Source organism: Neisseria sp. HMSC03D10 (assembly GCF_001807625.1).
Lineage (GTDB): Bacteria > Pseudomonadota > Gammaproteobacteria > Burkholderiales > Neisseriaceae > Neisseria > Neisseria mucosa.
Window position 1 is genome coordinate 15402 of record NZ_KV789608.1, and the last position, 26431, is coordinate 41832.

Here is a 26431-nt window from a genome sequence, read left to right on the forward strand (position 1 = left end):
TCCGGTTTTCAGACGACCTTTTCTTTATTATCTGCCTACCTTATTCGGGACGCATTTGCGGGAACAAAATCACGTCGCGGATGGTTTGCGAATCGGTCAGCAGCATCACCAGGCGGTCGATGCCGATGCCGCAACCGCCTGTCGGCGGCAGGCCGAATTCCATCGCGCGGATGTAGTCGGCATCGTAGTGCATGGCTTCGTCGTCGCCCGCGTCTTTTTGCGCCACTTGCGCTTTGAAGCGTTCGGCTTGGTCTTCGGGGTCGTTCAACTCGGAATAGCCGTTTGCCAGCTCGCGACCGACAACGAACAATTCGAAACGCTCAGTCAGTCCTTGTTTCGTATCCGAAGCGCGTGCCAACGGGGAAACTTCGACCGGGTAATCGACGATGAAGGTCGGGTTCCACAGTTTGCCCTCGGCACAACCTTCAAACAGGGCAAGTTGCAGGCTGCCGATGCCGGGGGACGGCGGCAGGCTTTCGCCGTGTTTGACGATTTCTTTTTTCAGCCACTCCGCATCGTTCAACTGCTCGTCGGTGTAGTGTGGATTGTATTTTTTGATGGCTTCGAGAATGGTCAGGCGTTCAAACGGGCTTTCCAAATCGACTTCTTTGCCGTTGTAGCTGATTTTCGCCGTGCCGTTGACCGTGCGCGATGCGTTGCGGATGATGTCTTCCGCCATCTGCATCATGCGTTCGTAGTCGGAGAAGGCTTCGTAGAATTCAATCATGGTGAATTCGGGGTTGTGGCGCACGGACATGCCTTCGTTGCGGAAGCTGCGGTTGATTTCAAACACGCGCTCCAAACCGCCGACCACCAGGCGTTTCAGATACAGCTCGGGGGCGATGCGCAGGTAGAGCGGGATGTCCAAGGCGTTGTGGTGGGTCACGAACGGTTTCGCCGTCGCGCCGCCGGGAATCGGGTGCATCATCGGGGTTTCGACTTCGAGATAATGCTCGTTCACCATGAAATTGCGCACGGATTGGATGATTTGGCTGCGTTTGATAAACGTATTGCGCGATTCTTCGTTGGCAATCAAATCGACGTAGCGTTGGCGGTATTTGGTTTCCTGATCGCTCAAGCCTTTGTGTTTGTCGGGCAGCGGGCGCAGGGATTTGGACAGCAGGCGGATGTCGGATACGCGCACGGTCAATTCGCCGTGGTTGGTTTTGAACAAAGTACCTTCCGCGCCGACGATGTCGCCCAAGTCCCAATGGTTGAAATCGTCCAAAACTTCCTGACTCACGCCTTTGTTGTTCAGATAAAGCTGGATTTGTCCGGTCACGTCTTGGATGGTGGCGAAGCTCGCCTTGCCCATTTGGCGTTTGAGCATCATGCGGCCGGCAATTTTGACGGGAACGGCTTGCGGGTCGAGTTCTTCTTTGCTGATTTCGCCGTATTGGGCGTGCAAATCGGCGGCAAAGCTGTCTCGCTTGAAGTCGTTGGGATAGGCAATGCGCTGTTGGCGGATGTTGTGCAGTTTTTCGCGGCGCAGGGCGATGATTTGGTTTTCGTCCAACTGCGGCTCGGTTTGCGGATTGTTTTGTTCGCTCATGGTGTTTTCCGGAAAAATAAATCAGGCGCAATCTGTTTCAGACGACCTGATTGAATCACAAAATTTGCGCATATTTTACGCGATGTCGGTGTTTTTTTCTATAAAGGCAAAAATGCCGCCCGAAACCCGAAAATCGGTTGCAGGCGGCATTTCGTTTAACTGAGGCTAATATCGGTAGTTAAATATTGGTTTCCAGATAAACGACTTGGGTTTGCAGATATTCTTCCAAACCGTGTTTGCCGTCCGCGCCGCCGATACCGGATTTTTTCCAGCCCGCGTGGAAGCCCTGCATGGCTTCGAAGTTTTCGCGGTTGATGTAGGTTTCGCCGAATTGCAGGCGGCGGGTGACGTAGAAGGCTTCGTTCAGGTTGGTGGTGTAAACGGAGCTGGTCAGACCGAATTCGCAGTCGTTTGCCAAGGCGATGACTTGGTCGAGCGTGTCGAAAGTGGAAACAGGCAGGACAGGGCCGAAGGTTTCTTCCTTCATGATGTCCATGTTGTTGTCGGTGTCGGTCAGCAGGGTCGGCTCGAAGAAATAGCCGCGTCCTTCGGCGCGTTTGCCGCCGCAAACCAGCGTCGCCCCTTGTTTGACGGCGCGTTCCACTTTTTCGGCAACGGCTTTGACGGCGCGCTCTTCAATCAGCGGACCCATTTCCAGCGCGCCTGCTTCGGCTTCGGCAGGATTGCCGTAGCGCACGCCTTTCATGGCGGCGGTCATTTTTTCAATGAACGCGTCTTTCAGGCTGCTGTGGACATAGACGCGCTCGGCGCAGTTGCAGATTTGACCGGTGTTGCCGACGCGCGAAGCCAAGATGGATTTCACTGCCAAGTCCAAATCCGCGTCTTTCAAAACGATAGCGGGCGCTTTGCCGCCGAGTTCCAATGAGACTTTGGTGATGTTGGCGGAAGCGGCTTCCATCACTTGGCGGCCTGCTTCAACGGAGCCGGTCAGGCTGACCATATCGACTTGCGGATGGGCGGACAGGGCATTGCCGATTTCCGCACCCGGACCGTTCACCACGTTGAACACGCCTGCAGGCAGTCCGACCGCATCGACGATTTCGGCGAAGATGTGGCAGTTGATCGGGGTTACGCTGCTGGGTTTGACGACGATGGTGTTGCCCGTTACCAAAGCAGGCCCCATTTTGCGGGCAATCAGGAAGAAGGGGAAGTTCCACGGCAGGATGCCTGCCACGACGCCCAGCGGACGTTTGAACAATAAAATGTTTTCACGCGGACGGTCGCTTTGGATGATTTCGCCTTCGTAACGGCGCGCCCATTCGGCTTGATAATCGAGATAGTCGGCGGTAAACATGACTTCCACGCGCGCCAAGTCTTTGGTTTTACCACCTTCGGCAACGATGGTGTCGGTCAACTCGTCGGCGCGTTCGCGTATGCCTTGGGCGATTTTGCGCAAATACGCGCCGCGTTCGACCGCAGGCAGCCGCTCCCATGCCGGTTGCGCCGCACGCGCCGCCGCTACGGCACGGTCAACGTCCGCTTTGCCGCCTTTGGGTTCGCGGGCGATGGCCTCTTCAGTGGAAGGGTTCAATACGTCGCGCCATTCGCCGTTGAAATCGTTTTCAAAGCGTCCGTTGATGTACATGGCCAATTGTTTCATTTTAAGTTCTCCTGTTGTTGTAGTCGCGTGTAGTTTTAGTCTATGCTTAAATTGCCTGGCATACAAGTATATTTAGCATATTTACAGGGGAAGTAGATTATTCCGGAGAACATAAAAAAACCTGCTTTTTTCAAAGCAGGTTTTGATATTTGGTGGGTCGTGAGCGATTCGAACGCTCGACCAACGGATTAAAAGTCCAAAAAATATAATATAACTAATTGTTTCTAAACAGAGTTGAAGCCAGCACCTTCAGTCTGATACAGTCTGATTTTGCCTTATCACGGCACAAACCGGACACACTCCAAAGAACGAAAATCCAAGCATTTTTAATCAATTTGCTTCGCTTTTCGTTTTTTTTTTCAGAAAAAATAAAGGATAAGTAATGGGTAGAACAATTCGTAAGGAACAACCGGATGGTTGGAACGGTTCGCATCTTCTTAAATGTTCGCATTCATTGAATAGCCGGTCTCGGATTGATTACTTGATGTACTGCAATGTGTTGAAAACCATGTCTGACGGTCGTTTGAAAGTTTTTGTTTATGGAAAACGGTATCACTCTGTTCAAGGCGGCCGTATCCGTTATGTAAATGATTGGCAGGTGTCCCCTGCCGAGAAATGGGATGTGAAAAAAACATGAAGAAAATATTGATACTGACAACATCACTCTTTGCTTTTTACCAAACATCAGCGATTGCCGCCGCCCCGTACCCACAATATGAGGCTTTGGTGGAAAAGCATGCCGCTTTGCAACGATTAGACAAAAACATTGTATGGGCGGTTATGGGACGAGAAAGCTCAGGTAATCGTTTCGCAATATCTAATAAAAACGCCAGAGGTTTGTTACAGGTTATACCGCCGACGGCCGCAAGAATGGGGGTGAATCCAAAACATCTCTACGATCCGGAACAAAACATCATCGCAGGTACTCGTTACCTGCGTTTTTTATGTAACCACTTTCCTGACAAATCCAGTATTCACGGCTGCAATCTTGATTTGGTGCTGGCCGGCTACAACGCCGGTGAAGGGGCAGTGCGAAAATATGGTGGCATACCGCCTTATCGGGAAACACAACACTACGTCAGAGATGTCAAAGCGCGTTACGCGCGCTTGAGCGGCAGCCGTACAGTTCTGGCATCAAGTCCTGTTCAACCTTTCAAGTTGAAACCTATACCTGCTGTTGCCCGATCTGACAACTCGTCTGAAAACATAGTTAAAGTAGCAGCCCAAGCACCCGCCAAGCGATACGCGGAATGGGATGTATTCAAAGAGTTTTAACTGCCTTCGGGCTTTTTTATTGCCGCTTTAAGCGGTTTTTTTGTTTTCGTAAAAAGGAAAAACGATGATGAATAACATCAAAAAAGCGGGTAGTAATACCCAAACCGTTATAACAGTTGCTTTGTTGGCAATGGCACAAACGGCATTAGCGGACGGGTTTAGTAGTGACGTTTCTTCTATGGCTATAAGTGTCCGAACGGCCATCTACACGCTTGTCGGCGTTGTCGCCACTATTGCCCTTGTTTGGCAGGCGGCACAAGGATTCGGGGCAAGAAAGACATGGGGGGATGTTTTAGAAACCTGTTTATGGATTGTGTTTGCCGGTGCTGCTATTGCCGTTGGCACTTGGCTGTTTACAAAAGGCGGTAGTATGAAAGTGGGCTAAAAGTTGGAGGTTCTCAAGTGAAAAAAGAAGACATCCATACCGAACAGGCGACCTTCAACGGCTTGAATAGGCGTGCGATGGTTTTAGGAATTCCTCTACCGGCTTTGGCCGTTTGTGGTTTAGCTGCCGTCATCTTGACAATGGCAACACTGCCCTTTCTTGAAGGAAGGGCATTATATTTTCTGCTGTTGCCTTTGCCGGTTTTGGCCTTCCTATACACCATCAGTAAGAACGACGATCAGGCATTGAGGATTTATTTCTATGAAACGAAATATTTCTTACGTCGTCGAAATGCCAAAATGTTCAACGGTACCAATACCATTCTCGCCACAAAATTCGGGAGACAACAAAGTGATTATCAGCGATTTTTTGAGCAACGCTCTAAAAGCGCAACCGGCACAGTCGGATTTTCTACCGAAAATCTGCCAACACGTCACAAACAACATCGTTAATTACAAAACGGGACATCTCGCCTTCGTCATCAGGATGGAAGGCCTGCCGTTTGATGGTGTGGACGACAAGCACCTGTTCACGCAGTTTGTATCGTTACGCAACCTGCTCGCCGGTATGGGCAAAACCTTGGGCAACCGTTTGGCGGTGTGGGGAACGCTGCAACGCCAAAAGATTGTCTTTGACCGTGAATACAAGTTTCGGACGGCCTTCTGTCAGCAGTTTGCCGATAAGTATCTGAAACGCTTTCAGGAAGCGGATTATTTTGAAAACGTGTTCCATCTGACGGTTTTGATTAAGTTCGACCATTTGGAAGCAGGGATTAAAGAGGCAGAAGAACAAATTCAGATTCTGATGCGTGCACTCGAACCCTATGATCCGTATCTTCTGACTGCCTATCAGAATGAAAACGGTGTTGCCTTCTCGGAGGTGTACTCGTTTTTCGGTAGTCTGATTAATGGAACAAGGGAAGAGATTCCGCTATCGGTTGGTGATGCCTATCAGACCATTCCTGGTGCTAATCTGCATTTCGGATCGGATTTGTGCGAAATCCGTGCACAAAACGGAACGCGCAAGTTCGCGCAGATGTTCGATCTGAAGGACTTCGGTGTCAGCAAGCCTAAGATTTTGACATCAATCCTGCGCTTGCCGTGTGAATTCACATTCACGCAAAGCCTCGTATTCATCAATCCGTATGATATGCAGGGTGAAATCAGGAAGCAGCTCAACAACCTGACATCGGTCAATGACAAAGCTACCGCACAACAGGAAGAGTTACAACAAGGTCAGGGCTTGCTGGTATCGGGCGAACTGATGTTCGGCGACTATCATGCGGCGTTGGTCGTGTACGGTAAGACGGCGGAAGAGGCGGCGGCAAACGGTGCGCGTGCCTATTCCACATTCCTGAATGCGGGCGGTTATCGCTTTACCAAGGCGGGACTTTCCGCTCCTGCGACGTTTTTCAGCCAAGTGCCGGGCAGCAAGGAAAAGCCCCGCTCTTTCCCGAAAACGACAACAAACTTTGCGACAACCTTCGGCATACACAACTATTCGCACGGCAAAAAACAGGGTAATCCGATTGGCGATGGTTCCGCAATTATGCCGCTGCAAACCACGTCCAAAACGATTTATGACTTCAACTTCCATTTTTCAAACCTGAAGGAGGACAGCCTCGGAGAAAAAATCGCCGGACACACGCTGATACTGGGTGCAACCGGTACGGGTAAAACTACGCTGCAAACAGCCATGATGGCGTTTACCGAACGTTTCAACCCTTATATGTTCGTGATGGACTTAGACCGGGGCATGGAGATATTTATCCGTGCCATTGGCGGCTCGTATTTTGCGTTGGAAGCTGGAGTTCCGACCGGGTTAAACCCTTTCCAACTGCCCGATACGCCGTCAAACCGTGAATTCTTGTACAGCTTGGTTGGTATGTGCGGCGCAGACGAGAACGGCAAACTCACGGCGACGGAGGAAAAGGAGATTCAGGCCGCTGTCGATACGATGTTCAACATGAACTATGAGCATCGTCGTTTCAGCCATCTGTTACAAAGTATTCCCGTCGTTCCTGATCCCAACTCACTGCGTATGCGCCTGTCCAAATGGTGCGAAAGTGAAGGCGGACGGTTCGCATGGTGCTTGGACAACCCGACAAACCTGTTTGATGCTGAACAGTTCTACCGTGTCGGCTTTGACCTGACCGATATTCTGAAGGACGACTATCCGCCGACCGCTCCGGTTTTAGCGTATATGTTCCACCTGCGAAATATCATGATGGACAAAGTTGCCAAAGAAGACGGCATCCTTGCCTCCATCATTGAAGAATTTTGGTATGCTGCCCGATTTGAGGCATTGCAGGACATCATGCTCAAAATTCTGAAAACCGACCGCAAACGCGGCGGCTGGCTGATTTTGGTGTCGCAATCGCCGGAAGATGCTATTTCCTGTCCGATATTCCCCGCCATTGTTCAGCAAACGCCGACCAAAATCTTCTTGCCAAACCCTGATGCCGAGTATGAAAACAGCTACGAACGTTGCGGCCTGACGGTAAAAGAGTTTGAGGAATTGTCCAAACTCTCGTTGGAAAGCCGCACATTCTTGGTTAAGCAGTCGAAACAGTCGGCATTCGCCATGTTGGATTTGTACGGTTTTCAGGATGAAATGGCATTTCTTTCTGGATCATCTGACAACGTGGAGTTGTTGTATCGGGTGATGAAGGATGTTGGCAGTGAAAATCCGGATGTTTGGTATCGTTCGTTTGTTGAGGCAGTACAGGAACGCCGCGAACGGAAGAAAGCCCATGTCGCATGATATTCATCTTTATTACGAAGGTCGTCTGAAATATCAGACGGCCTTTTTTATTTCCGCCTACTGGCGGTTTTTAATTAGGAGTTCAAAATGAAGATCCATTTGAAAAAAACAGTCTGCTCGGTATTGCTGGCTGTAAGTTTGGCTTCAGTGCCACTTGTGTCAACTGCCGGAATCCCCGTTACCGACGGAGCGGCCGCAGCCCAGCGTGAAAAAAACTTTGCCAAAGAAATGCTTGAAATGGGCAAGCAACTTACAGAAATGAAGCGTCAGTTCGAACAGCAGGTCAAACAGTTCAAGGCAATGACCGGCTCTCGCAACATGGGCAACCTTTTGAAGGATACGGTTAAAGACCAAATTCCGTCCGAGTGGAGCGAGATTTATAAAGGCGCAAAAAATATCGACTATAAGTCTGTAATTAATAGTAAGGCTTATAACCCCGAAACGGCGCAACGAATGGCTGTGCATAACATGAAGGAGATGGAAAAAGTCTTTAACTCGATGGAGACACAACTTAAATCTCTGTCGCGCTTGATGGACGAAGTCAACAATACACAAGACATCAAAGCCGCTACTGACCTGCAAAACCGCATTTCTGTGGAACAGGCAAAAATCGCCAACAATCAAACCAAGCTGGATATGCTCGATCGGTTGTATAAACGACAACAAGAAATCGAACAGCGCCAGTATGCTTCCCGTGAAGCTTGTATGGCACGCCATATCCGTGACCGCAACTATGTGGTCTGCAATCAGTAGTAGCTTTATCGTGCTGTATTCGGGAATAAGCGAATGCAGCACTAAATAAAATAGGGCAAATTATGGAAACAACTTCTTATTTTTCCGAACTCGCCAACTTTCTACTAAACGGTATGGGAACTAATCTGTTCCATAAATCAAACAACATGATCAGCGGTATTGCTCCGGTTTTTCAAATCGGCTTTGGGATTTATATCCTGTTGGTCGCGTTTGACTATTACAAACGGGGGTTTGATGAAAATGTCGTGGATTTGGGCAAGCGCATGTTCGGCTGGTTGCTTATTATTGCTTTTGCTTTCAATTCCAGTCAGTATCAGAAACTCGCCAATATCATGTGGATGTTGCCCGAAAATCTGAGTGGATTGTTGGGGACTTCAACCTATACTGCAAGCGCGTTGGATACCCAAAGCAACAATATCTTAAAGATGATGGAGAATATTTTTGCGTATGCCGCTTCATTGGATATGTTACAAGTATCAGATAAGCTGATGCTTTATATTGGTGGTGGGTTTGCTGTTATATTGGCTTATTTGTTCTTTCTCATTACATTTGCTTATTACCTAATTGCCAAACTATCATTGGCGATGGTAATCGTCATCGGACCTTTGTTTATAGGTTCAATGCTGTTTCCTGCAACACGGCAGTGGGGCATGAATTGGATAGGACAAATCCTCAATTACTCAGTTACAGTAGTGTTTTACGTTATTCTAGGTGCATTGCAGAATGATTTTTTCAAGAACCAATTAGAAAGAGCTGTAGTTGGAGAAATTGGATCAGTTGCTCAGGTAGTCGGCTTGATTCCGCTCTTTTTCCTATCAACAACAATTTTTATTTTGGTTGCCTGGAGTATTCCTTCGATTTCTTCCGCTTTAACGGGTGGGGCATCTGTAAACGGTTTCAGTCGAACCGTTATGTCTGTGGCAAGATGGGCAAAAGGTGTGAAACTTCCCGGTGGAGGGAAAGTCAAACCGAAATAACCCAATTTTAGGAAAATATGATCATGACTTTCGTAACTAAAATGCTTTGGTGGATGTTGTTGCTTTCTGTGGGCACATTGATGTTTATCGGTATGTTCGGCAACTTGATGGAAAGTTCTTTGGCCAGATTAGCCGGGCTATGTATCGGTTTATCGATTTTTGGATTATTTTTTAAACTGCTTGACCGACCGGTACCGGTTCGTTTTGATGATTAATACTCTAAGGGTTTAAATATGGATTATCGCAAGATTACTAAATTTGCTGCTATAACAACCCTGAGTTTGGGCTTGAGTGCCTGTGCTGAACTGACTGACGGCCTCAGCGCTATCAATGGTACTTTGGCGGGCATCAATTCAGGTATGGCCAGTTCGGGAGCAGGTCAGGCTAAAGACATTTTGTCTTTAGGCAGTAAATCTACAGCTCAATACGAATTAAAAAACTTGAAAATGCTTGTTGTCCAAAGGGGTGGCAGTTATAAGGGGGCGATTCCACAGGCAGATATAACCTTTACTGGTGAGGCTTTAAACAAAACCAATCGTCTGATTGTGGTTAATGTGTCCGTTCCTATTTATGACAAACAGGGTTATTATGTGTCGGCAGTATCAACCGACATCCACATTCCGCCTAAAGAGAAAGTCAAAATTGACAACTTTCGTACAACTCTTTCTCTAACCGATGATAATCGTTTCAATATTCAAAAAACGCAATATCACTCAACAACCTATTAATCTACCTAAGAATCACACCCCAATCGGGGTGTTTTTTTGGGCTTATCGATTCATAAATCAAAGGAAATCCCCATGAAAACCATCCTTCTTCTTTCCCTTTCCATCGCACTCTGTGCCTGCTCCGGAAATAAACCACCGAAGCCGCATGGCTCGCCGTTTCCAATCAATTCAACTTTGCAAACAAGAGGGTAAACGATGTCTGAAAAATCAAAACAAGCTGTCAATAACAAGATGGCTAATGAATTTATCAATGCCGCCAAGGGTTTTGAAAGTGCGGAAATTGTGCGTGTCCACAAAAACGCAAAAATAGCATGGCGCATCAGTGGTGCATGCCTCTTGATTACAGGCTTGGCAGTTGGAGCAGTAGCAGGTTTGACACCTTTAAAAGAGTCACGGCCTTATGTAATCAAGGTCGATAACAACACCGGGCTAACGGAAGTCGTAACGATGATGAAAAATCAGGAACAATCCTACGGCGAAGTTATGGATAAACACTGGTTGACACGTTACGTCCAACTCCGTGAAAGCTATGACTGGGTAACGATACAAGATAGCTACGATGCAGTCATGTTGATGAGTTCTCCGGAAACACAGGCTGCTTATGCCAAAATTTACAATGACAATCCGCAGGCTCCACATAAGGTTCTGAAAAACCAATATAAAGTTGTCGCAAAAGTGAAAGCCGTGACCTTTATCGGTAACACCGCACAAGTCCGTTTTGAAAAACGTATGGTGCCGGTATCGGGGGATTTAAATCAGGAAATTCCCGTGCAGAACATGATCGCAACGATAGGTTATGAATACGCGAACCAGCCTATGAGTGAAGAAGCCCGACGTATCAATCCGCTGGGCTTTATTGTCAAAAGTTATCGCGTCGATCCGGAAACCGCGCCATAACAGAAAGGGTTAACGATGAATTTAAATATGAAACTGACAGCATTGTTGCTGATGGGGTTCTTGCCTGCGGTATCCGGCGCGGTATCCATCCCAAAAGGGTCTGCTAAAGACGGCCGTATCCAAACCGTTATGTACAATCCCGATGACGTTATCCATATCCATGCACGCATTGGTGAGGCAGTTTTAATCCAACTCGAAGATGGCGAGCTGTTGACTGGTGATCCGACCAGTGGCTTGGGTATGGGTGATGCCGCAGCGTGGAACTTGGCAGCACGGGGCAACAACCTCTACATGAAACCGGTTGCTTCCGCACCTGCCACGAATATGTTGATTACGACCAACAAAAAACGGACGTATGCCTTCGACCTATCGCTGACCGGCAAGAAAAACGGCAAATATGTGCAAAAACCAACCTATATATTGCGGTTCGTCTATCCCGACACGGCGGCTTACAAAGCCCGCGCCGAAGCACAGAAACAGGCAAAGGCTTTGGAAAAACTCAAAGCGGCGGGACACCGCCCCAACGCGCGGCACAATTACAACTATTGGGGTAAAGGTGATAAGACACTTGCACCGACAGCGGCCTACGACAACGGCCGCTTTACTTATTTCAGCTTCGATAACGGCCGTGAGCTGCCGCTGATTTACAAGGTGATGGACGACGGTTCGGAAATGCTGCTCAACAGCCATGTGGACGGCGATACCGTGGTTATCCATGAAACGGCCAAACATTTTGTATTGCGCTTGGGCAAATCGGTTTTGGGTTTGGAAAACCGCAGTTTTAACGAAAAAGGCTCTTTCAACCGTACAGGGGCAGGCAGCCGAGACTCAGTACGCATAGAGAAGGATGGCAGATGAAAATCTTAGACAAATTCAAACGTAAAAATCAGGAACAGGGTCAACCGAATACGGTAGAAAACGGCGACTACACAAAACCCGAAGCTCTGTCCCAATCCGTCAAGAACGAAAAAATCGAACCCGGTATGCCGCTGAACCTCAATTCCACGGCGCCCAACAATATGCGTAAAGTGTTATTCGCAGGTGTAGGTATTCTTGCAGCAGGTGTAGTTGTATCGGGCTTGATTGGCATGACGGGCGGCAGCGAAGATGCTGAAGCGTCGCAACCACAGGCGGCATCCGCTCCTGAAACAACAAAAGGTAAAAACTTCGATCGAGACAAAGCTGAACTTGCCCTGTTTGAACAACAGGCAGCTTCCGAAGCCGCTCCCGAAGGTGTGGCCTCAGAGGTGAAGACTGAAGCAGCCTCTCAAGTTCAACCGGCAGGCGGTCAACCTGCCGAAATACCTGTTGAACAACCCGATCTCGGAACATTGCCGGCTGATGGCCAACCAAAACAAACGCCCCAAGACCGGAAAATGAGTGGCAATGTGATGGCCAACTTGGAAGGCGATATGTCAGAAAATACTCGTCCCGTCTCTTTGGGCAGTCCTTCGTCAGAAGGCGGTCAACAGATGAATACAACTGGTTCGAGCTTATTTAGCGAAGCGGAAGGCAATAGTCCGTTATCAGGTAGCAGTGGCAATGGTTTCGGTTCACGCCTGAATGCCACAACGACGGCATCAGTTAAAGCGCAACAGCGCGGAGATTTAACCTACTTGCTTGCCAAAGGCACAAATATCCGCTGCGGACTGGATACCAAAATTGTAACGACCCAGCCGGGCTTTACCCGCTGCATCGTGTCAAAAGATGTATATTCCGCCAACGGGAAAACCCTTCTGATCGAACGTGGCAGCAAAATCATCGGCGAACAGACATCCGCCCTGTTACAAGGTCAGGCACGGGTCTTCGTTTTATGGAACGAACTGGAAACTCCATCGGGTGTGAAAGTGCCGTTGGCCAGTCCCGGGGCTGGAGCATTAGGCGAGAGCGGCCATGCCGCCTATGTGAAATATCATTTTTGGCGGCGTTTTGGTGGGGCACTCATGATTAGCATGATAGGTGATGTTGGAGATGCTTTCAGTAACCGCCAAAACCGCCCCTCCGGCAGCAATAATCATATATCCTATGAAAATACGACTGAAGCCGCGCAACAGATGGCAACTGAAGCCCTGAAAAACAGTATTAATATTCCGCCAACCGGCACAATTAATCAGGGCACGTTGATTAACATCATGGTCGCTCGGGATGTCGATTTCAGTAACGTGTATGAATTGGTCAATCCTTACGGATACTGATTAAGACGACCTGCTCCTTCGGGAGCAGGTTTTTTATGAAAGCCAAATTCCAAATGACACAAAATCCGAAACCTTTTAACGGGCAGGCATCAATCCATTCTGATGCGGTTGTCCGTAACTTGATGGCCAAAACGGGCTTGGACGACTATCTCAACCGCGAAGGCGTAACCGAAGTACTGATTAACCGCGAACGCGAAGTCTTTTTGGAAACATCAGCCGGTTTTGAACGGATAGAAGACGACCGTTTAACATTGCCGATCCTGACTCAACTTGCTACGGCGTTATGTACCTATAACAGTAAACATATCAGCATGGAGCAGCCCATCCATTCCGTTACGCTCCCTGACGGCGAACGCGGGCATATCATGATACCGCCTTCTTGCGAAGACAAAACCATCGTCTATGCCTTCCGCAAACCGTCGCAGACACGCTTTTCGTTGGACGACTATATCAATACGGAACGCGTTAATCGCTTCCACGACGTATCTGCCTATGGGGTTTCAGACGACCTCAATCTTGGCGAAATGGAGATGGACAGCAAATATTATCGGGATATTTCCGACAAGATGAAGCTGCCACACGATGTGCAGCTCCAGCCCTGGCAATATGAGATGCTGGAACACAAGGCAAACCGTAATATGAATGCCTTTTTCGCCTTGGCCATCAAACACAAACTCAACATATGTATGGTAGGCGGCACCGGCTCCGGCAAGACGACGTTTACCAAAGCCCTATCCGACCTCGTTCCGCCGGAAACCCGCATCATCACACTGGAAGACACACACGAACTGGATTTGCCCAAGCATCCCAACCATGCCCATCTGTTCTACAAGGGACACATCACGGCAAAAATGCTGATTGCCGCCTGTATGCGTTTAAAACCCGACCGTGTATTCTTGACCGAGCTGCGGGGCGACGAGGCTTGGGATTACATCTCGCTTCTAAACACCGGACACCCGGGCGGTCTAATGTCAGTCCACGCCAACGATGCACGAAGCGTCCACTATCGTATCGCGCAACTGGCGAAAGAGTCGGCAACCGGCAGAACGATGGATTACGACTATATCCTCAATTCCGTCAAATCCAGTATCGATGTCGTCGCCTATTTTGAGAAAACCCACATGACCGAACTCTATTTTGATCCGGTCGAGAAATACTACGCCATGCGTGGATATTCACAATAAGAAAAGGAAACATCATGCCATATCTGAACAAAGTCGAAGTCATGGGAAATCTAGGTAAAGACCCGGAATTGCGTTATCTGCCTAATGGGAAAGCGACGACAACCCTCTCCATTGCCTATACCGAAAAATGGCGCGACAGGGAAAAAAATGATTTACGGGAACGAATCGAATGGTTTACCGCCGTGCTGTACGACAAACAGGCGGAAACGGTTTGCAAGTATATGAAAAAGGGGGACTGTATTTTTGTCATCGGCAAATTCCAGTCCCGTATTTATAAAGACCGGCAGCAAATTGAACGGACAGCGCATGAAATCATCGTTGCCGAGATGCAGATTATCCATACACGCCAGCCGTCGGTCGCCGCCCCGACCGGACTGCCCGATTATTTGTGAGGTCGTCTGAGAACGTTGCCCGCCGGGAGCGGGCTTTTTGTTTGAGGTTTGAATATGAAAAAGAAACTGCTGACCCTGATTGCCGTACTTGCCGTAACCGTCCCTGCTGCATTGGCAGGCGGTCTATATTTGGGCAGTGTCGTATTTTCAGGTTGGATGAATCTGAAGACAGAACCGTCGATCGGAATGCTTTACCGTTATTGGAAATATTATGACCGCCTCCCTCCTGATTATCTGACAGCGTTTCAAGTGTCTGCCGGTCTTGCCCTATTGATACCGACGGTGGTTTTTTTGATCATGTTTGCCGGTATGTTGATGAAACCTAAACGCGAGCTGCACGGTTCGGCGCGTTTTGCCAACCGTTCAGAAATTGTCAAGCACGGGCTTTTGAGAAAGGAATTTAAACCTGACGAAGCACCTGACTTGTTAATCGGCAAATACGGCAACAACTACCTACGTTGGTCAGGCAACGAATTTTTGTATTTGGCCGCGCCGACCCGTTCCGGTAAAGGTGTCGGCATCGTTATTCCGAACTGCCTGCATTACCGCGACAGCATGGTGGTTTTTGATCCCAAATTGGAAAACTTCCTGATTACCGGCGGCTACCGTGCAGCACATGGTCAGGAAGTGTTTTTGTTTAACCCGGGCGGACGTATGCCGGAACACGAACGAAATCCAAATGCACCCTTGGTTTCACATCGTTGGAATCCCTGTACCTACATTCGACGCAATCCCGTCTATACCTACAAAGATGTGAAAAACATCGCTTCCATCATGTATCCGAAGCCTGCCAAGGACAACGGCAGCGCAACCTTCTTTCAAGAATCGGCGCAAAACCTGTTCGCCGGTTTGCTGCTCTACATGGTCGAAACGGAACATGAGCGCGATCTGTCCCTGCCTGAAAACAAAACTACGTTGGCCAACCTGTTCCGTTTGACGACGCCATCCGGAGACCGCACTCTGGCCGAATGGATTAAAGATGAAATGATCTTGCGTGAACAACAGACACATACGCAGTTAAGCCAAAACTGCCGTAGTTTGTTGATGGGCTTTGCCAATGGTAACGCCAAAACAGGTGCGGACATTTTGGCGACACTTATTGCGCCTTTGGGTATTTTCATTGACCCGGTGGTTGAAGCGGCGACCAGTGGCGATGATTTTTACTTGGATGAAGTACGCAAAAAACGGATGACGGTCTATATCGGCATCGTGCCAACCGAAACCGCCGTATTTTCTCGATTGACGAACCTGTTTTTCAGCCAACTGATTACGGTAAACGTCGAGCAGGGCTTGCCGTCCAACAATCCCGATGCGTTGAAATACCAATGCTGCCTGTTGATGGACGAATTTACCGCTTTGGGCGTAATTCCCGCCATTCAGCACGGTGTTTCTTATATTGCCGGTTATGGGCTGAGGCTGTTGCTGATTATCCAAACCCCATCCCAAGTAACTGACCTGTACGGCCGCGACGCGACGCGCACCTTCTTTACCAATTTCGGCTGTCAAATCGTCTATCCGCCACGCGAACAGACCGACGCAGAGGAATACAGCAAGCTGGTGGGCTACGAAACATTCAAAACAAAATCTATTTCACACTCCTCCGGTAAAGGGAAAAGCCACAGTACCAGTACCAGTGATCAACGCCGCGCCGTGATGAATCCTGATGAGATGAAAATGATGCCGAAAAGTGACTGCATCATCAGTTTGGGCAACAGCCGTCCGATCTACGCTAAGAAAATCGTGTACTACACTGATCCGGTATTCGCCAAACGGGCGAACTGGGCATTACCGGAGATTCCGGTTTTGAACATCCATCTTGATAAACAAGCACCCGTCTCAGCTCCGAAAGCAACCTTTGTAACACCGGAGGAAATGGAAAGTTTCCACTGGTCGGATGCTTCCAACGCCGAAGAAATCGCCGGTGCCATTCTTGCTTCGATTTTGCCTCCGGACAGCCCGCCTGACTATATCGCGGCATTGATGCCCGCCCTTTTAAAAAATTGGGGAGAGGACTCATTGCCATTCATCAGGCAGTTTATTGGGGATTCCGTTCAAACAGCATAGAAAAGCGGTCTGTGAAATGCAGACCGCCTTATTTTTTATTTTTTCTATAAGGAAGTGAAAATATGAGCGACATTGACGACATCCGCAGTGCCTTGAGTTATATCGACTCACATGATCGCGATACTTGGTGGCAGGTTGGCGCGGCCGTTAAAGACGAGCTGGGCGAAAACGGTTACGACCTTTGGGACGAATGGTCACAACGCGCTGACAACTATGACAACCGTGCCGCCAAATCAACGTGGAAAAGCCTTAAACCGGGCAGCTTCAGTATCGGAACGGTATGGAAGCTGGCGCGGCAGACCGGCTGGCAGCCTGCCAAGCCCTACACGCCGCCAAGCGTGGAAGAACAGGCGCGGCGCAAAGCGGAATCGGAGGCAAGGCGGCAGGCGGCGGAACAGGAGCGGCAGCAGACGCAACAGAGGGTGAAAGGTACGGCACAAAAGATTTGGAATAGTAGCCGCCCCGCTTCGTTGAGCCATCCCTATCTTGCTGCCAAAGGTATTACCAACCCAGATGCCATCGCCGGTCTGCGTCAAAACGAATATAAGGACAACGACAATCTGATTATCCCCGTCCTGTATGAAAATGAAATCGTCAATCTGCAATCCATCAACCAAGACGGAGGCAAACGCTTCTTGGCAGGCGGTCAGGTTCAGGGGGCTTATGCCTTTATCGGCAAGGCCGATGATGTGGAAAAAGTCGGTGTCGTCATGGCGGAAGGTTATGCTACGGCGGCAAGCATCTACGAAGCCACGGGTAAGCCCGTCATCATTGCTTTTGATGCAGGCAACATGGTTGCCGTTGCCGAACGTTTGGCACAAAAACTGCCTCAAAACGTCCCTGTTGTGATTGCGGTCGATAACGATGCTTCGCAAACCGGTATCAAAAAAGCACGGCAGGCAGCCGCCTTGTTAGGCGACCGCGCCACGGCAATCCAACCAGAGTTTTCTATGACACTGATACAGCAATATCAGAAAGGCAAAGGCGTTGATGAAAAAGGGCGTCCCCCTTTACCGAGCGACTTCAACGACCTACACAAACTGGCTGGACTCGAAGCCGTTCGCCAGTCCTTTGCAGAAGGTGTCAATCTCGTCTTGAACCCCGACAACAGCCAAGAACAGGCAATCGCCGACGAATTGGAAGAATGGAGCGAAAGGGCTGAGAAAGCCAACAATAGCCGTACTGAACCTGAAAACTTGGAGAATCCCATGAATCCTGAAAACAAAGACAATATTCAGACGACCTCTTCTAATACAACCAACAGTATTGAATACGATGGTCGAACCCAAACAGTCAATGAGCCGGTTTACCGTGAGTCTGACTTTAAACATTACGAGTTGCATGATGTAACAACCGACATTAAGTATCTACGCAAAACCCCTGAAGAAATTCAACAAGACTTGGATAAAGAAGGTACGCTTAAATTCTATGAAGGTATTACACATGATGGTCAACGTGTTACGTTTCGTAAAACGGAACAAGGATGGGAAGCACCCCTAAAAGATGAGCCTGCTCAGGAAACGAATAAAAAAGCACAGAGTTCTACCCGCTCCGAACCGGAATTTACCGACCCAAAGGTCGAAAGGCAGTCTGAAACTAAACTTAACGACCGTAAGGTCGTTTTAGACCTGCAATACCGTATCCCCGACAACATCAAAACACGTTACCACACCGTAGGCGGCAAATTCTATTCCGTTTCAGACTACAAAACAGTGCTGTTTGAAGATAAAGGTAAGCAGCTTAAAACCGCACTTTCCGATCCGCAAACGGTCAGGGATATGCTGGAAGTCGTAAAAGCTAAAGGTTGGGACAGCATCAAGTTGTCAGGCAGTAAAGACTTTCGCCAGGCAATGTTTATTGAAGCCGCCGCCCAAGGTATCCGTACCAGTGGCTACAAACCGACCGCCGCCGATTTGCAGCGTGTGGAAGAATTGCGGGAACGTTATGCACAAAACGGTATTGCGCCAGAGATAGTGCAGGAACAGGAAAGAAGGCAACCGGACGCAGCGCAGAAACCGCCAAAGCAGCCTGATCCCGAACGAACTCAACAATCGAACCCGCAACACGAAACCGGCAAGTCTGTCCAAGGGCAGGAACAGTCAAAACCGGATGTTGAACGAGAGGAGCGCGTCCATACACAACCTGATGCTGCCATGTTGTCTGCCGCCGACCGCCTGAAAGCACAAAATACCTTGCCGTCCGACAGTGCCATCAATGTTTCGCCACGAGCTGATACCGACATAGACGTTCCGGTTCACTCCATTGGTCAGGAAGAAATCCCCGCCCAAGTGCTACATCAAACCGATAATATGAAAGCGGCCGCACTGGATACCGGTTTAATTGCGGCAAAAGACAACTATATGCAGAAGGCGCAAAAGTTGAGTAAGCCGAATCAGAAGAAACTGGCATTTTACGAACGTGGAGTAATGGATACGTTACGCGGTCTTGAAGGAAATGTTCGCACCCAAGCCCTACGGAACTACTACGAGCATACCGCCAAACAGATGAGCGGCACAAAGCTGAAACTACCCGATCCGATTCAGATTCCGTCTCCGGAGCATGCACGACAAAACGATCGGCAGCATCAGCACGGACGCTCCCAAGAGCCTGAAGTGGAAATCGACCGCTGATTTTTCTGACGGTTTACCTTACAGCCTGAAACCATTCGGTTTCAGGCTGTTTTCTTTTTGGAGGATATATGGCAGATAACGAAAACGGGCAACCTGCGAGCAGCAGACGAATGGAAATCCTGCAACAGTCGCTAGCAAAGAAACAGGCGGCTTTCGACATACGGCTGCAAAACCATTTTGACGACGTTCTTAGTGCAAACGGACAACCACTCAACGACAAGCGCAACGGACAGGCAACATTGAATCGCTGGGAACGCCAAAACGACGGTTTGCGGACGGCGAACAAGGAAATTGAGAAGACCCAACGCGCCATCGAACGCGAACAGGCGGCGATCGACCGCGTGAACAATGCCGACATCCCCGAATTTTTGAAACCGATGATCGAGTCCGGCGAGATTACTCAGTGGCGTAAGTTCCCGAACCGCTTTTTTGTCAGCGGCGTGGAGAAAGCGCGCATCATATGGGATAAGGACAAGCAGCAGTTCGGCTATGCCTACCTGCAAGGCGTGAAAGGCGAACAGTTCGCCAAGTTCCGCGACACCTATAACCATATCCTTGCCCTGCACCGCCAAGAACGCGAAAACGTAACCAAACAAGAGGCGGCATCAGAAAAAAACGAAGCCCGGTCGGCACAAGAACCGGCAGAAAAGTTACCTGAAATATCTGTGAAACGTCCTCCCCAGCTACCCACAATGCCTGATTTCGGTCTCAAAGGTGAAGACCTTCGAGCCTTCAATCGCGGCTGGCAGAATGCGGCTGATTCTTTGGATGCGGTCATCGCCAAACAATCCGAAAAAATTGCCGAACGAATAGCTTTATTGGAAAAAGCCGGTATTCCCTATGTTCGTATGGAAGCATTTATGGACAAAATCAATGGTGGTGAAGTCAACGGATACGGGGAGAAACATACGGTGCAACGGTTGACTGAACTGGAACAGTTTACAGAACGGTTGCGCGACAAGGCCATGAAACCTTCCGGCTATATTGGCACCGGTTACAAAAATCCCCGTACTACTGCCTTCACAGCCTTGGGTTGCGATATTGCAGATACATACGCCAAGCTGGATCCTGCCATTCCTTATTACGAAGATCGCAACATCGTCGCGTGGCTCAACCATCACCCTGTACCACAGCAGATCCGCCCTGCCCCAACTATCAAAGGCTCAAACACAGCCGTTATACAACAATCCCTTGAGGAACGTTTACAGGCAGTTCAAGGACAGTACGAAAAGCGGTTATCTGATATGAATGCAGACGGACAGAAAAAGCACCGCATTTTAGAGGCAGGCATGGAAAACCTGATTCTAGGTCTGCCCGAACAGACGCAGATGCAGGCGCGTCTGAATTTCTACCAAGCCCAATACGAGCGTATGGACGTAAAAAACGAACCGGAGCAGCCTCCTGAGCAACAGGAACTGTTTTACGGAAGATAACGATAAGAAAGGTCGTCTGAAACCATGTTTCAGACGACCTTTTCCTATTAGGACAGACAGATGAGTAAGGACACAATTGAAACCGACGAAAAACGCCTTGCCCTGCGCGTATTCGGTTTAACCGAAGGCGAATTGGCAGCTTTACGCGAAATTGCCTGTAAAGAATACGGGAAACCCAGTGTATCGCTGCTTGCAAAAAATATGCTGAAAGCCCGGTTGGATGCACCGGAGGAACCCGAACTGGTCAGACTTCCACCGCCCAAAGGCAACAAGCGGATTACAGTCCGTCTTCCGGAAAAAGACCGCGCCTACCTCGAGGCCGCTGCTAAACAACATAAAAGCAGTGTGAACGACATCGTGCGCGATATAGTCCAGTCCCACGTCCGCAACCATCCCATGTTGTCTGCCGCCGAAGTCGAAGTTCTGCACCAATCTAATTACCAGCTTGTTGCCATTGGCCGCAACCTGAACCAAATCGCTCGAAACCTCAACATGGGCGAAGGTGTTTCACTTACATCTGACCAAATCAATACCCTTTCCCAATTCATCAAACAACATACCCAAAGGGTAGGTGACGTACTGCGAACCAACCGTAAACGCTTGTCTGAATAGGAGCAAACCTATGTCCCTGTACCGTAAAATAGACGACTGGTTCTTGGGCTACAAAACCCGTTCCGTCCGTGCAAAAGATTCCGGCATCCCCATCCCAAAATCCAAACACCGGACAAATTCCCGCGTTCCGCTCAAACCGGGCAGCGGTTTGGCCAACCTGACAGCCGCTGCAAAAAAACACCCTGAAGTCATGGTTAAAATCCCTAAGCGACTTAGCCGTAACTCTAACGGTATGCAGGGCATACGAAACCATTTGGACTATATTTCTCGCAATGGTAAAACTACCGTCGAAAATCATTCCGGCGAAAAGTTAAACGGTAAAAAGGCGGTCAAATCGCAACTTGATGACTGGCAGAAACTCAATATCCCTGAAAGAGGTAAACATCGGGAAGCCCTCAATATCGTCTTGTCCATGCCCGCCGGAACACCTCCGCAGGCTGTATTGAATGCCGCCCGCAATTTCGCTTCCGAACAGTTTGCCGACCATCAATACCTGTTTGCTTTGCATCACGAATCTGATAAAGAAGGTGAACCCGAGCATCCCCATGTCCATCTGTGTGTATTGATGAGAGATACTTATGGGCAGAGGCTTAACCCACGCAAAAACGATCTTTTTGAATGGCGAGTGCGGTTTGCCGAAAAACTCCGTGAGGAGGGCGTAGAGTGCGCCGCCACCAAACGACAGCACAGGGGAAAGATACACAAAGCCGAAAACGGCATAGTGAAAGCAATGAAGAAACGCGGAGCAACCCCCCGCATTGAAAAGCAGCGGCTGGAGGAATTGAACCAAGCTATCAAGAACTTGGAACGACCGACACATCCACACATTCAGAAGGTCATGCAGACACGCGGTTACATATTGGCCGAATACGGTCTAATCGCCAAAGAACTGTATAAGATGGGACACAAAAATGAAGCCCGGCTTATCAGTAAACTGGCTAAGGATATGGTTGGTCAGCCTCTAAGCACCAAAGCTCAACAGGAATACGACCAAAAAGTCAGACCTCAAATGCAACACGAAACCCGCTCTTTCAAGCAGTCAAATGTTGAACAAGACAACGACCTCTCTCGTTAAACGATAAAGCAAAAGCCCTGCGGCCATACAGATGTCTGTATGGCCGCAGGGCTTTTTTTGTTTTTTTGATGAGTCAAACTGTGTAAATGATATTTATCGTTGGGCAAATAGAATGGACAATTTGATTATGGACAATTTAAGTCCTGATTATTTTAAATTAGCCAAATTTTAAGGCATTTATTTGATAGGTAATTAGAGCATACCCAAAATATCCAGGAGCAACATTTATGATTACAGATACCATGAAGAATTTAATTGGAAAAAAATATTACCAGCTCTCCCGTGACGAGAAACTTATTGTTTCAGAAATATTTAAAATAGGGAGAAAGCACGGTTTCAAATTGATTGTCAATCTACCGCCGGATGCAGATGAAGACCTCAAAAAATCCTTACAGAATGGCGTTTGGGGTATTCATGAGATGGAACATAAAGACGCGATAGGTCTCATTGTTCAAGTAGAAAAAATATGAAAGCAGCGAGAATCTACCAACGCGTCAGCACCGAAGAACAAAATCTCAAGCGGCAAAACGCCCTAATTGAACAAGCCAAAGCTGAAGGTTACTACATTGCGGGGGTCTATAAAGAGAAGGCCTCCGGCGTCCGTGCAGACCGACCTGTGTTGAATCAACTGATTGCAGATTTGCAAGAAGGCGATGTAATCATCACCGAACATATCGACCGTATCAGCCGTTTGCCTTTGGCAGAAGCGGAAAAACTGGTCGGCCGCATCCGGGAAAAAGGCGCGATTCTGTCCATTCCCGGCATTATCGACCTGAGCCAAATCCAAACCGATTCCGAAATCGCCAAAATCGTTTTGGACGGCGTACAGGCCATCCTGCTTAAAATCGCCATGCAGACGGCGCGGGACGACTATGAACAGCGCAGGCGGCGGCAGATGGCAGGCATAGCCGAAGCTAAGAAAAACGGGCATTACAAAGGCAGACAGGCGGATACGGAAATACACGGACGCATTATTGCCCTCCGCCCGAACCACACCTTGCAGGAAACTGCAAAGCTTGCCGGATGCAGCGTATCGCTGGTAAAACTGGTGATGCGTAAACACAAAATATCCCAAACTTCAGAATCAGAAAAGGAATAAGCAATGGCTACATTAATGGAAAAAGACGCTTTGATCGAACGGGTCGCCTCCCTTTTGGCGATGATTGCACGCAACCGCCCGCGTAGCGAAGGACGGACTGAAGAACAACACAGACTCGTCGCACTAAGGCGGGAACTCTATGCCTCCAATCCCAAAGATATTGATTTTGACAAAGCAGTTGCCGAATGCAATCAGATTTATCAGAAATACTCTGCATGATAGGAAAAATCGATGAGTACCGAACGGGAAAAAGAAGCATTCGAAAACATATGGGACGACCTGATGGACGAACATCAGGTCAAACCCGAAACCGCGCCGAAGGGTTTTGTCCTGGGCGGTCAGCCGGGCGCAGGCAAATCCAATCTGATCCGAAAAATCAATATGGAATTGGAAGGCAATGTACTGGTTGCCAATGGCGACGAGTTCCGCCGCTACCATCCCGACTTTGACGCAATCCAAGCACAATACGGCAAAGACGCGCCCAAGTACACGGCAGAGTTTTCAGGACGAATGACAGAGCAGGTCATCGAAAGAGCATTGTCTGAAGGTTACAACCTCATCGTAGAAGGTACATTCCGCACCGCAGAAACGCCAATGAAAACGCTGGACGATATGCACAAACACGGCTACGAAACCGCCGCCCATATCCAAACCGCTCCGTCGGAAATAAGCTGGCAAAGCACCTTAGAACGCTATCAGGTAATGGAAAAGGCAGGCGAAACCCCAAGGGCAACACCCAAAGAACATCATGATTTAGTCGTAGAACTACTGCCCAAGAATGCCGATACCGTATTTCTGTCAGGCAAGGCAAATGTTTTCAAAGTGTATTCCCGCGAAGGACTGATTTTTGACAGCCGAATCCATCAAGGACAGATGCCGAGTTCCGCCATCGATCACGAACTGCACCGCAACACACGTCGTCTGAAAACGTTGGAAGCCGACATGAAACAACGTTCGCACCTACTTTCCGATTTTCAAAAACAGGTTGTCGCCGGGGCGGAAAAACTAATTGCCGATCTACCGCCTGCCGACCAAATTCAGGCTAAAATCAACCTGTACAGCAGTCAGCTTCAGTCATTGGACAAACGCCCAGAGCAGGACGCGGATATTGAAATAGACCGCTGAACCCTCTCCGCCGCCCATCAGCAGCTCTCTTTTCATCTGTGACGGTATGCTCATCAATAACCCGATCCGATAATAAAAAAAGCCCGCCGTAGGGGGCAAGAGAAAAATAGGCGTGGCAATTTTGCAGGCTGCCGAAGGTGCCGGAAAAGTTGCCTAAGTCTGTTTTTCTCTTGGGGGCGTGGGGACGTTTCTGCCGAACCTTGAGAGGCGGTAACGGGGCTGCGGCGGGCGTTTTTTCCGTTCAGTTTCCTTCGGCATATAGAGGTCGTCTGAAATTGCTGTTTCAGACGACCTCTATATCTTAGTCATTGTAAATAATCTGCTCTACCGTCCACCATGTATGCGAGTAATTAGCCTTAAAATCTTCAATTTTCCATTGAATATTTTCATCATCAATCCCTGTATCATAGATAAATTTTTTACCTGAACCTATAAAATGTGTTGCCCTTATGCAACCTTTTCTAATGCTTGCCTCTACTTCAGATACGTTTTCGAACATCAATAGCTTTATTAGGGCTTCAGTATCCAGCCTCGTTTCAGTAGGAATTTTACCTTTGAGACATTCAGAAATCATTTTGTCATACGTTTCACGCGGTAATAAGGCAAATGTTTCTGTCATCGTGCCTACGCTATAATCATGACAGGTATCCTTCAACAAATCATAGGTCAAATCCGAACTGCCTTTTAATGCGGTTGCAAAAAGTTCGACACAATCGTCAGCCGTTAAGCCGTCATTCAGTGCATCCATATGCCGCCACATCCGCATAAAAATTTCTCGGATTTCTTTCGGGCTTAACGCCGAAATTTCATTTAAAATTCTATCTATCATATTCACTTCTTTAACTTCTTGAATCATCACTCTTCTGCCTTTCTTTAAAACAAAACCAACTGTTCTTCCAATGTCAATAAGGGGGCGGTTATCTTCGTTTCGTCTTGGCTGTGCTGTTTTGCGTCGAAAGCGGCTTTTTTGTCGGCTTCAATTTCGGCTTTCATATCGTCTTCAAAACCGCCACGCAACCAATGCACTGTCCGCCATGCCGTATGAAATTCGTTTTTTATACTGTCTCCATGTATGATTTTTGCGGGGATACCGTAAAAATGACATTGCACAAAACACATCCACACACACAAAACATCTATATCCACCGCAACCGTCGCCATATGCAAAGTTGGAACTTTTCCGCTATCGGCGATATGTTCCGCAAAGGCAAGCAGATTCGCACCGCTGCCGCAACACGGCTCAAGCAAGGAAACAAATCTTTGTTTTTCCAGTTTCTCCGCCGTGTCGATTCCTACCAGTTTCGCCATCACTCTTGACACTGACATCGGCGTAAAATACTGCCCGTTACGCTCGTTTGACGCGCCCAAGTCCATATAAAGCTCACCCAAAAAATCTTCGTAGCTTCCGACGTTTACCGCTCTAATGCAGCCCGAAGCCAAAACGCCCAACAGCTCAGGAAAAATTTTAAAAGCCTCTTCTTTATATTCTCGGCGGATAGTGTGGTATCGCTCCTCCCGCATTTCCCAATCTTCATCCCGCATGTAACTGTTTAAAATCGCAAGGGCTGCCAGCTCCACGAAATCACGAAAAACATCAGACGGTTTATATGCCGCACCGAATGAATAAATAAGTTTTTTCAGGTCTTTAACCGTGTTATCCATTTTTACGCT

Annotated in this window: 26 protein-coding genes; 22 read left to right on the top strand and 4 right to left on the bottom strand. The window is 48.5% G+C overall.

Annotated features, from left to right (window positions below):
* Window positions 1–40: 40 nt before the first annotated feature.
* Both lysS and aldA read right to left on the bottom strand, forming a co-directional pair.
* Window positions 41–1552, bottom strand: coding sequence for a lysine--tRNA ligase (gene lysS, locus HMPREF3066_RS10845; protein WP_039406007.1), 1512 nt, complete (start codon window positions 1550–1552; stop codon window positions 41–43).
* A gap of 178 nt (window positions 1553–1730) precedes the next feature.
* Window positions 1731–3173, bottom strand: coding sequence for an aldehyde dehydrogenase (gene aldA, locus HMPREF3066_RS10850; protein WP_003760973.1), 1443 nt, complete (start codon window positions 3171–3173; stop codon window positions 1731–1733).
* 633 nt (window positions 3174–3806) lie between these two features.
* Here aldA and HMPREF3066_RS10860 point away from each other — a divergent pair.
* From HMPREF3066_RS10860 to HMPREF3066_RS10965, 22 genes are all read left to right on the top strand, one after another.
* A complete protein-coding gene (locus HMPREF3066_RS10860; RefSeq protein WP_070442886.1) occupies window positions 3807–4448 on the top strand; it encodes a lytic transglycosylase domain-containing protein in 642 nt (213 codons plus the stop codon).
* 64 nt (window positions 4449–4512) lie between these two features.
* Complete coding sequence (locus HMPREF3066_RS10865; protein WP_083286454.1) at window positions 4513–4833, top strand: TrbC/VirB2 family protein; 321 nt, start codon at window positions 4513–4515, stop codon at window positions 4831–4833.
* Window positions 4834–4850: 17 nt separating this feature from the next.
* A complete protein-coding gene (locus tag HMPREF3066_RS13665; protein WP_234396119.1) occupies window positions 4851–5285 on the top strand; it encodes a VirB3 family type IV secretion system protein in 435 nt (144 codons plus the stop codon).
* Window positions 5185–7596 carry a VirB4 family type IV secretion/conjugal transfer ATPase gene (locus tag HMPREF3066_RS10875; protein ID WP_070442889.1) on the top strand — a complete coding sequence of 804 codons (2412 nt, stop codon included), beginning with the start codon at window positions 5185–5187 and terminating at the stop codon, window positions 7594–7596. Before HMPREF3066_RS13665 ends, HMPREF3066_RS10875 begins: the two co-directional genes overlap by 101 nt.
* An 87-nt stretch (window positions 7597–7683) precedes the next feature.
* A complete protein-coding gene (locus HMPREF3066_RS10880; protein ID WP_045075658.1) occupies window positions 7684–8349 on the top strand; it encodes a TrbJ/VirB5 family protein in 666 nt (221 codons plus the stop codon).
* 62 nt (window positions 8350–8411) lie between these two features.
* Window positions 8412–9326, top strand: coding sequence for a TrbL/VirB6 family protein (locus HMPREF3066_RS10885; protein ID WP_045075656.1), 915 nt, complete (start codon window positions 8412–8414; stop codon window positions 9324–9326).
* 23 nt (window positions 9327–9349) lie between these two features.
* Complete coding sequence (locus HMPREF3066_RS10890) at window positions 9350–9541, top strand: hypothetical protein (protein WP_128582986.1); 192 nt, start codon at window positions 9350–9352, stop codon at window positions 9539–9541.
* An 18-nt stretch (window positions 9542–9559) separates the two neighbouring features.
* Window positions 9560–10054, top strand: a complete 495-nt coding sequence (locus HMPREF3066_RS10895) for a hypothetical protein (RefSeq protein ID WP_045075652.1) — start codon at window positions 9560–9562, stop codon at window positions 10052–10054.
* Window positions 10055–10249: 195 nt separating this feature from the next.
* Complete coding sequence (locus HMPREF3066_RS10900) at window positions 10250–10951, top strand: VirB8 family type IV secretion system protein (protein ID WP_070442892.1); 702 nt, start codon at window positions 10250–10252, stop codon at window positions 10949–10951.
* A 27-nt stretch (window positions 10952–10978) separates the two neighbouring features.
* Window positions 10979–11809: a TrbG/VirB9 family P-type conjugative transfer protein gene (locus HMPREF3066_RS10905; protein WP_070442895.1), complete on the top strand. Its 831-nt coding sequence runs from the start codon at window positions 10979–10981 to the stop codon at window positions 11807–11809.
* Window positions 11806–13146, top strand: a complete 1341-nt coding sequence (gene virB10, locus HMPREF3066_RS10910; protein ID WP_321178939.1) for a type IV secretion system protein VirB10 — start codon at window positions 11806–11808, stop codon at window positions 13144–13146. Before HMPREF3066_RS10905 ends, virB10 begins: the two co-directional genes overlap by 4 nt.
* Before the next feature lie 35 nt (window positions 13147–13181).
* Window positions 13182–14330, top strand: coding sequence for an ATPase, T2SS/T4P/T4SS family (locus HMPREF3066_RS10915; protein ID WP_321178940.1), 1149 nt, complete (start codon window positions 13182–13184; stop codon window positions 14328–14330).
* A gap of 14 nt (window positions 14331–14344) precedes the next feature.
* Complete coding sequence (locus HMPREF3066_RS10920; protein ID WP_049225667.1) at window positions 14345–14722, top strand: single-stranded DNA-binding protein; 378 nt, start codon at window positions 14345–14347, stop codon at window positions 14720–14722.
* Between the two features lie 54 nt (window positions 14723–14776).
* Entirely contained in the window at window positions 14777–16786 is a 2010-nt protein-coding gene (locus HMPREF3066_RS10925) for a type IV secretory system conjugative DNA transfer family protein (protein WP_070442898.1), read from the top strand.
* A gap of 62 nt (window positions 16787–16848) precedes the next feature.
* Entirely contained in the window at window positions 16849–19416 is a 2568-nt protein-coding gene (locus tag HMPREF3066_RS10930) for an LPD7 domain-containing protein (RefSeq protein ID WP_070442900.1), read from the top strand.
* A gap of 68 nt (window positions 19417–19484) precedes the next feature.
* Window positions 19485–20849: a hypothetical protein gene (locus HMPREF3066_RS12985; RefSeq protein ID WP_141743220.1), complete on the top strand. Its 1365-nt coding sequence runs from the start codon at window positions 19485–19487 to the stop codon at window positions 20847–20849.
* Window positions 20850–20909: 60 nt separating this feature from the next.
* Window positions 20910–21461 carry a MobC domain-containing protein gene (locus tag HMPREF3066_RS10940; RefSeq protein ID WP_070442907.1) on the top strand — a complete coding sequence of 184 codons (552 nt, stop codon included), beginning with the start codon at window positions 20910–20912 and terminating at the stop codon, window positions 21459–21461.
* Window positions 21462–21471: 10 nt separating this feature from the next.
* Window positions 21472–22536, top strand: coding sequence for a relaxase/mobilization nuclease domain-containing protein (locus HMPREF3066_RS10945; protein ID WP_070442912.1), 1065 nt, complete (start codon window positions 21472–21474; stop codon window positions 22534–22536).
* A 227-nt stretch (window positions 22537–22763) separates the two neighbouring features.
* Window positions 22764–23006: a hypothetical protein gene (locus HMPREF3066_RS10950; protein WP_070442915.1), complete on the top strand. Its 243-nt coding sequence runs from the start codon at window positions 22764–22766 to the stop codon at window positions 23004–23006.
* Window positions 23003–23635: a recombinase family protein gene (locus HMPREF3066_RS10955; RefSeq protein WP_070442918.1), complete on the top strand. Its 633-nt coding sequence runs from the start codon at window positions 23003–23005 to the stop codon at window positions 23633–23635. Before HMPREF3066_RS10950 ends, HMPREF3066_RS10955 begins: the two co-directional genes overlap by 4 nt.
* Before the next feature lie 3 nt (window positions 23636–23638).
* Complete coding sequence (locus tag HMPREF3066_RS10960; protein WP_321178941.1) at window positions 23639–23854, top strand: hypothetical protein; 216 nt, start codon at window positions 23639–23641, stop codon at window positions 23852–23854.
* 12 nt (window positions 23855–23866) lie between these two features.
* Window positions 23867–24760, top strand: coding sequence for a zeta toxin family protein (locus HMPREF3066_RS10965; protein WP_070442921.1), 894 nt, complete (start codon window positions 23867–23869; stop codon window positions 24758–24760).
* A gap of 301 nt (window positions 24761–25061) precedes the next feature.
* Here the strand turns inward: HMPREF3066_RS10965 and HMPREF3066_RS10970 are convergent, their stop codons facing one another.
* The gene (locus HMPREF3066_RS10970; RefSeq protein ID WP_070442924.1) at window positions 25062–25616 is read right to left on the bottom strand and encodes a hypothetical protein; all 555 of its coding nucleotides are present in this window, start codon (window positions 25614–25616) and stop codon (window positions 25062–25064) included.
* 17 nt (window positions 25617–25633) lie between these two features.
* A complete protein-coding gene (locus tag HMPREF3066_RS10975) occupies window positions 25634–26422 on the bottom strand; it encodes an N-6 DNA methylase (protein WP_070442927.1) in 789 nt (262 codons plus the stop codon).
* Window positions 26423–26431 lie beyond the last annotated feature (9 nt).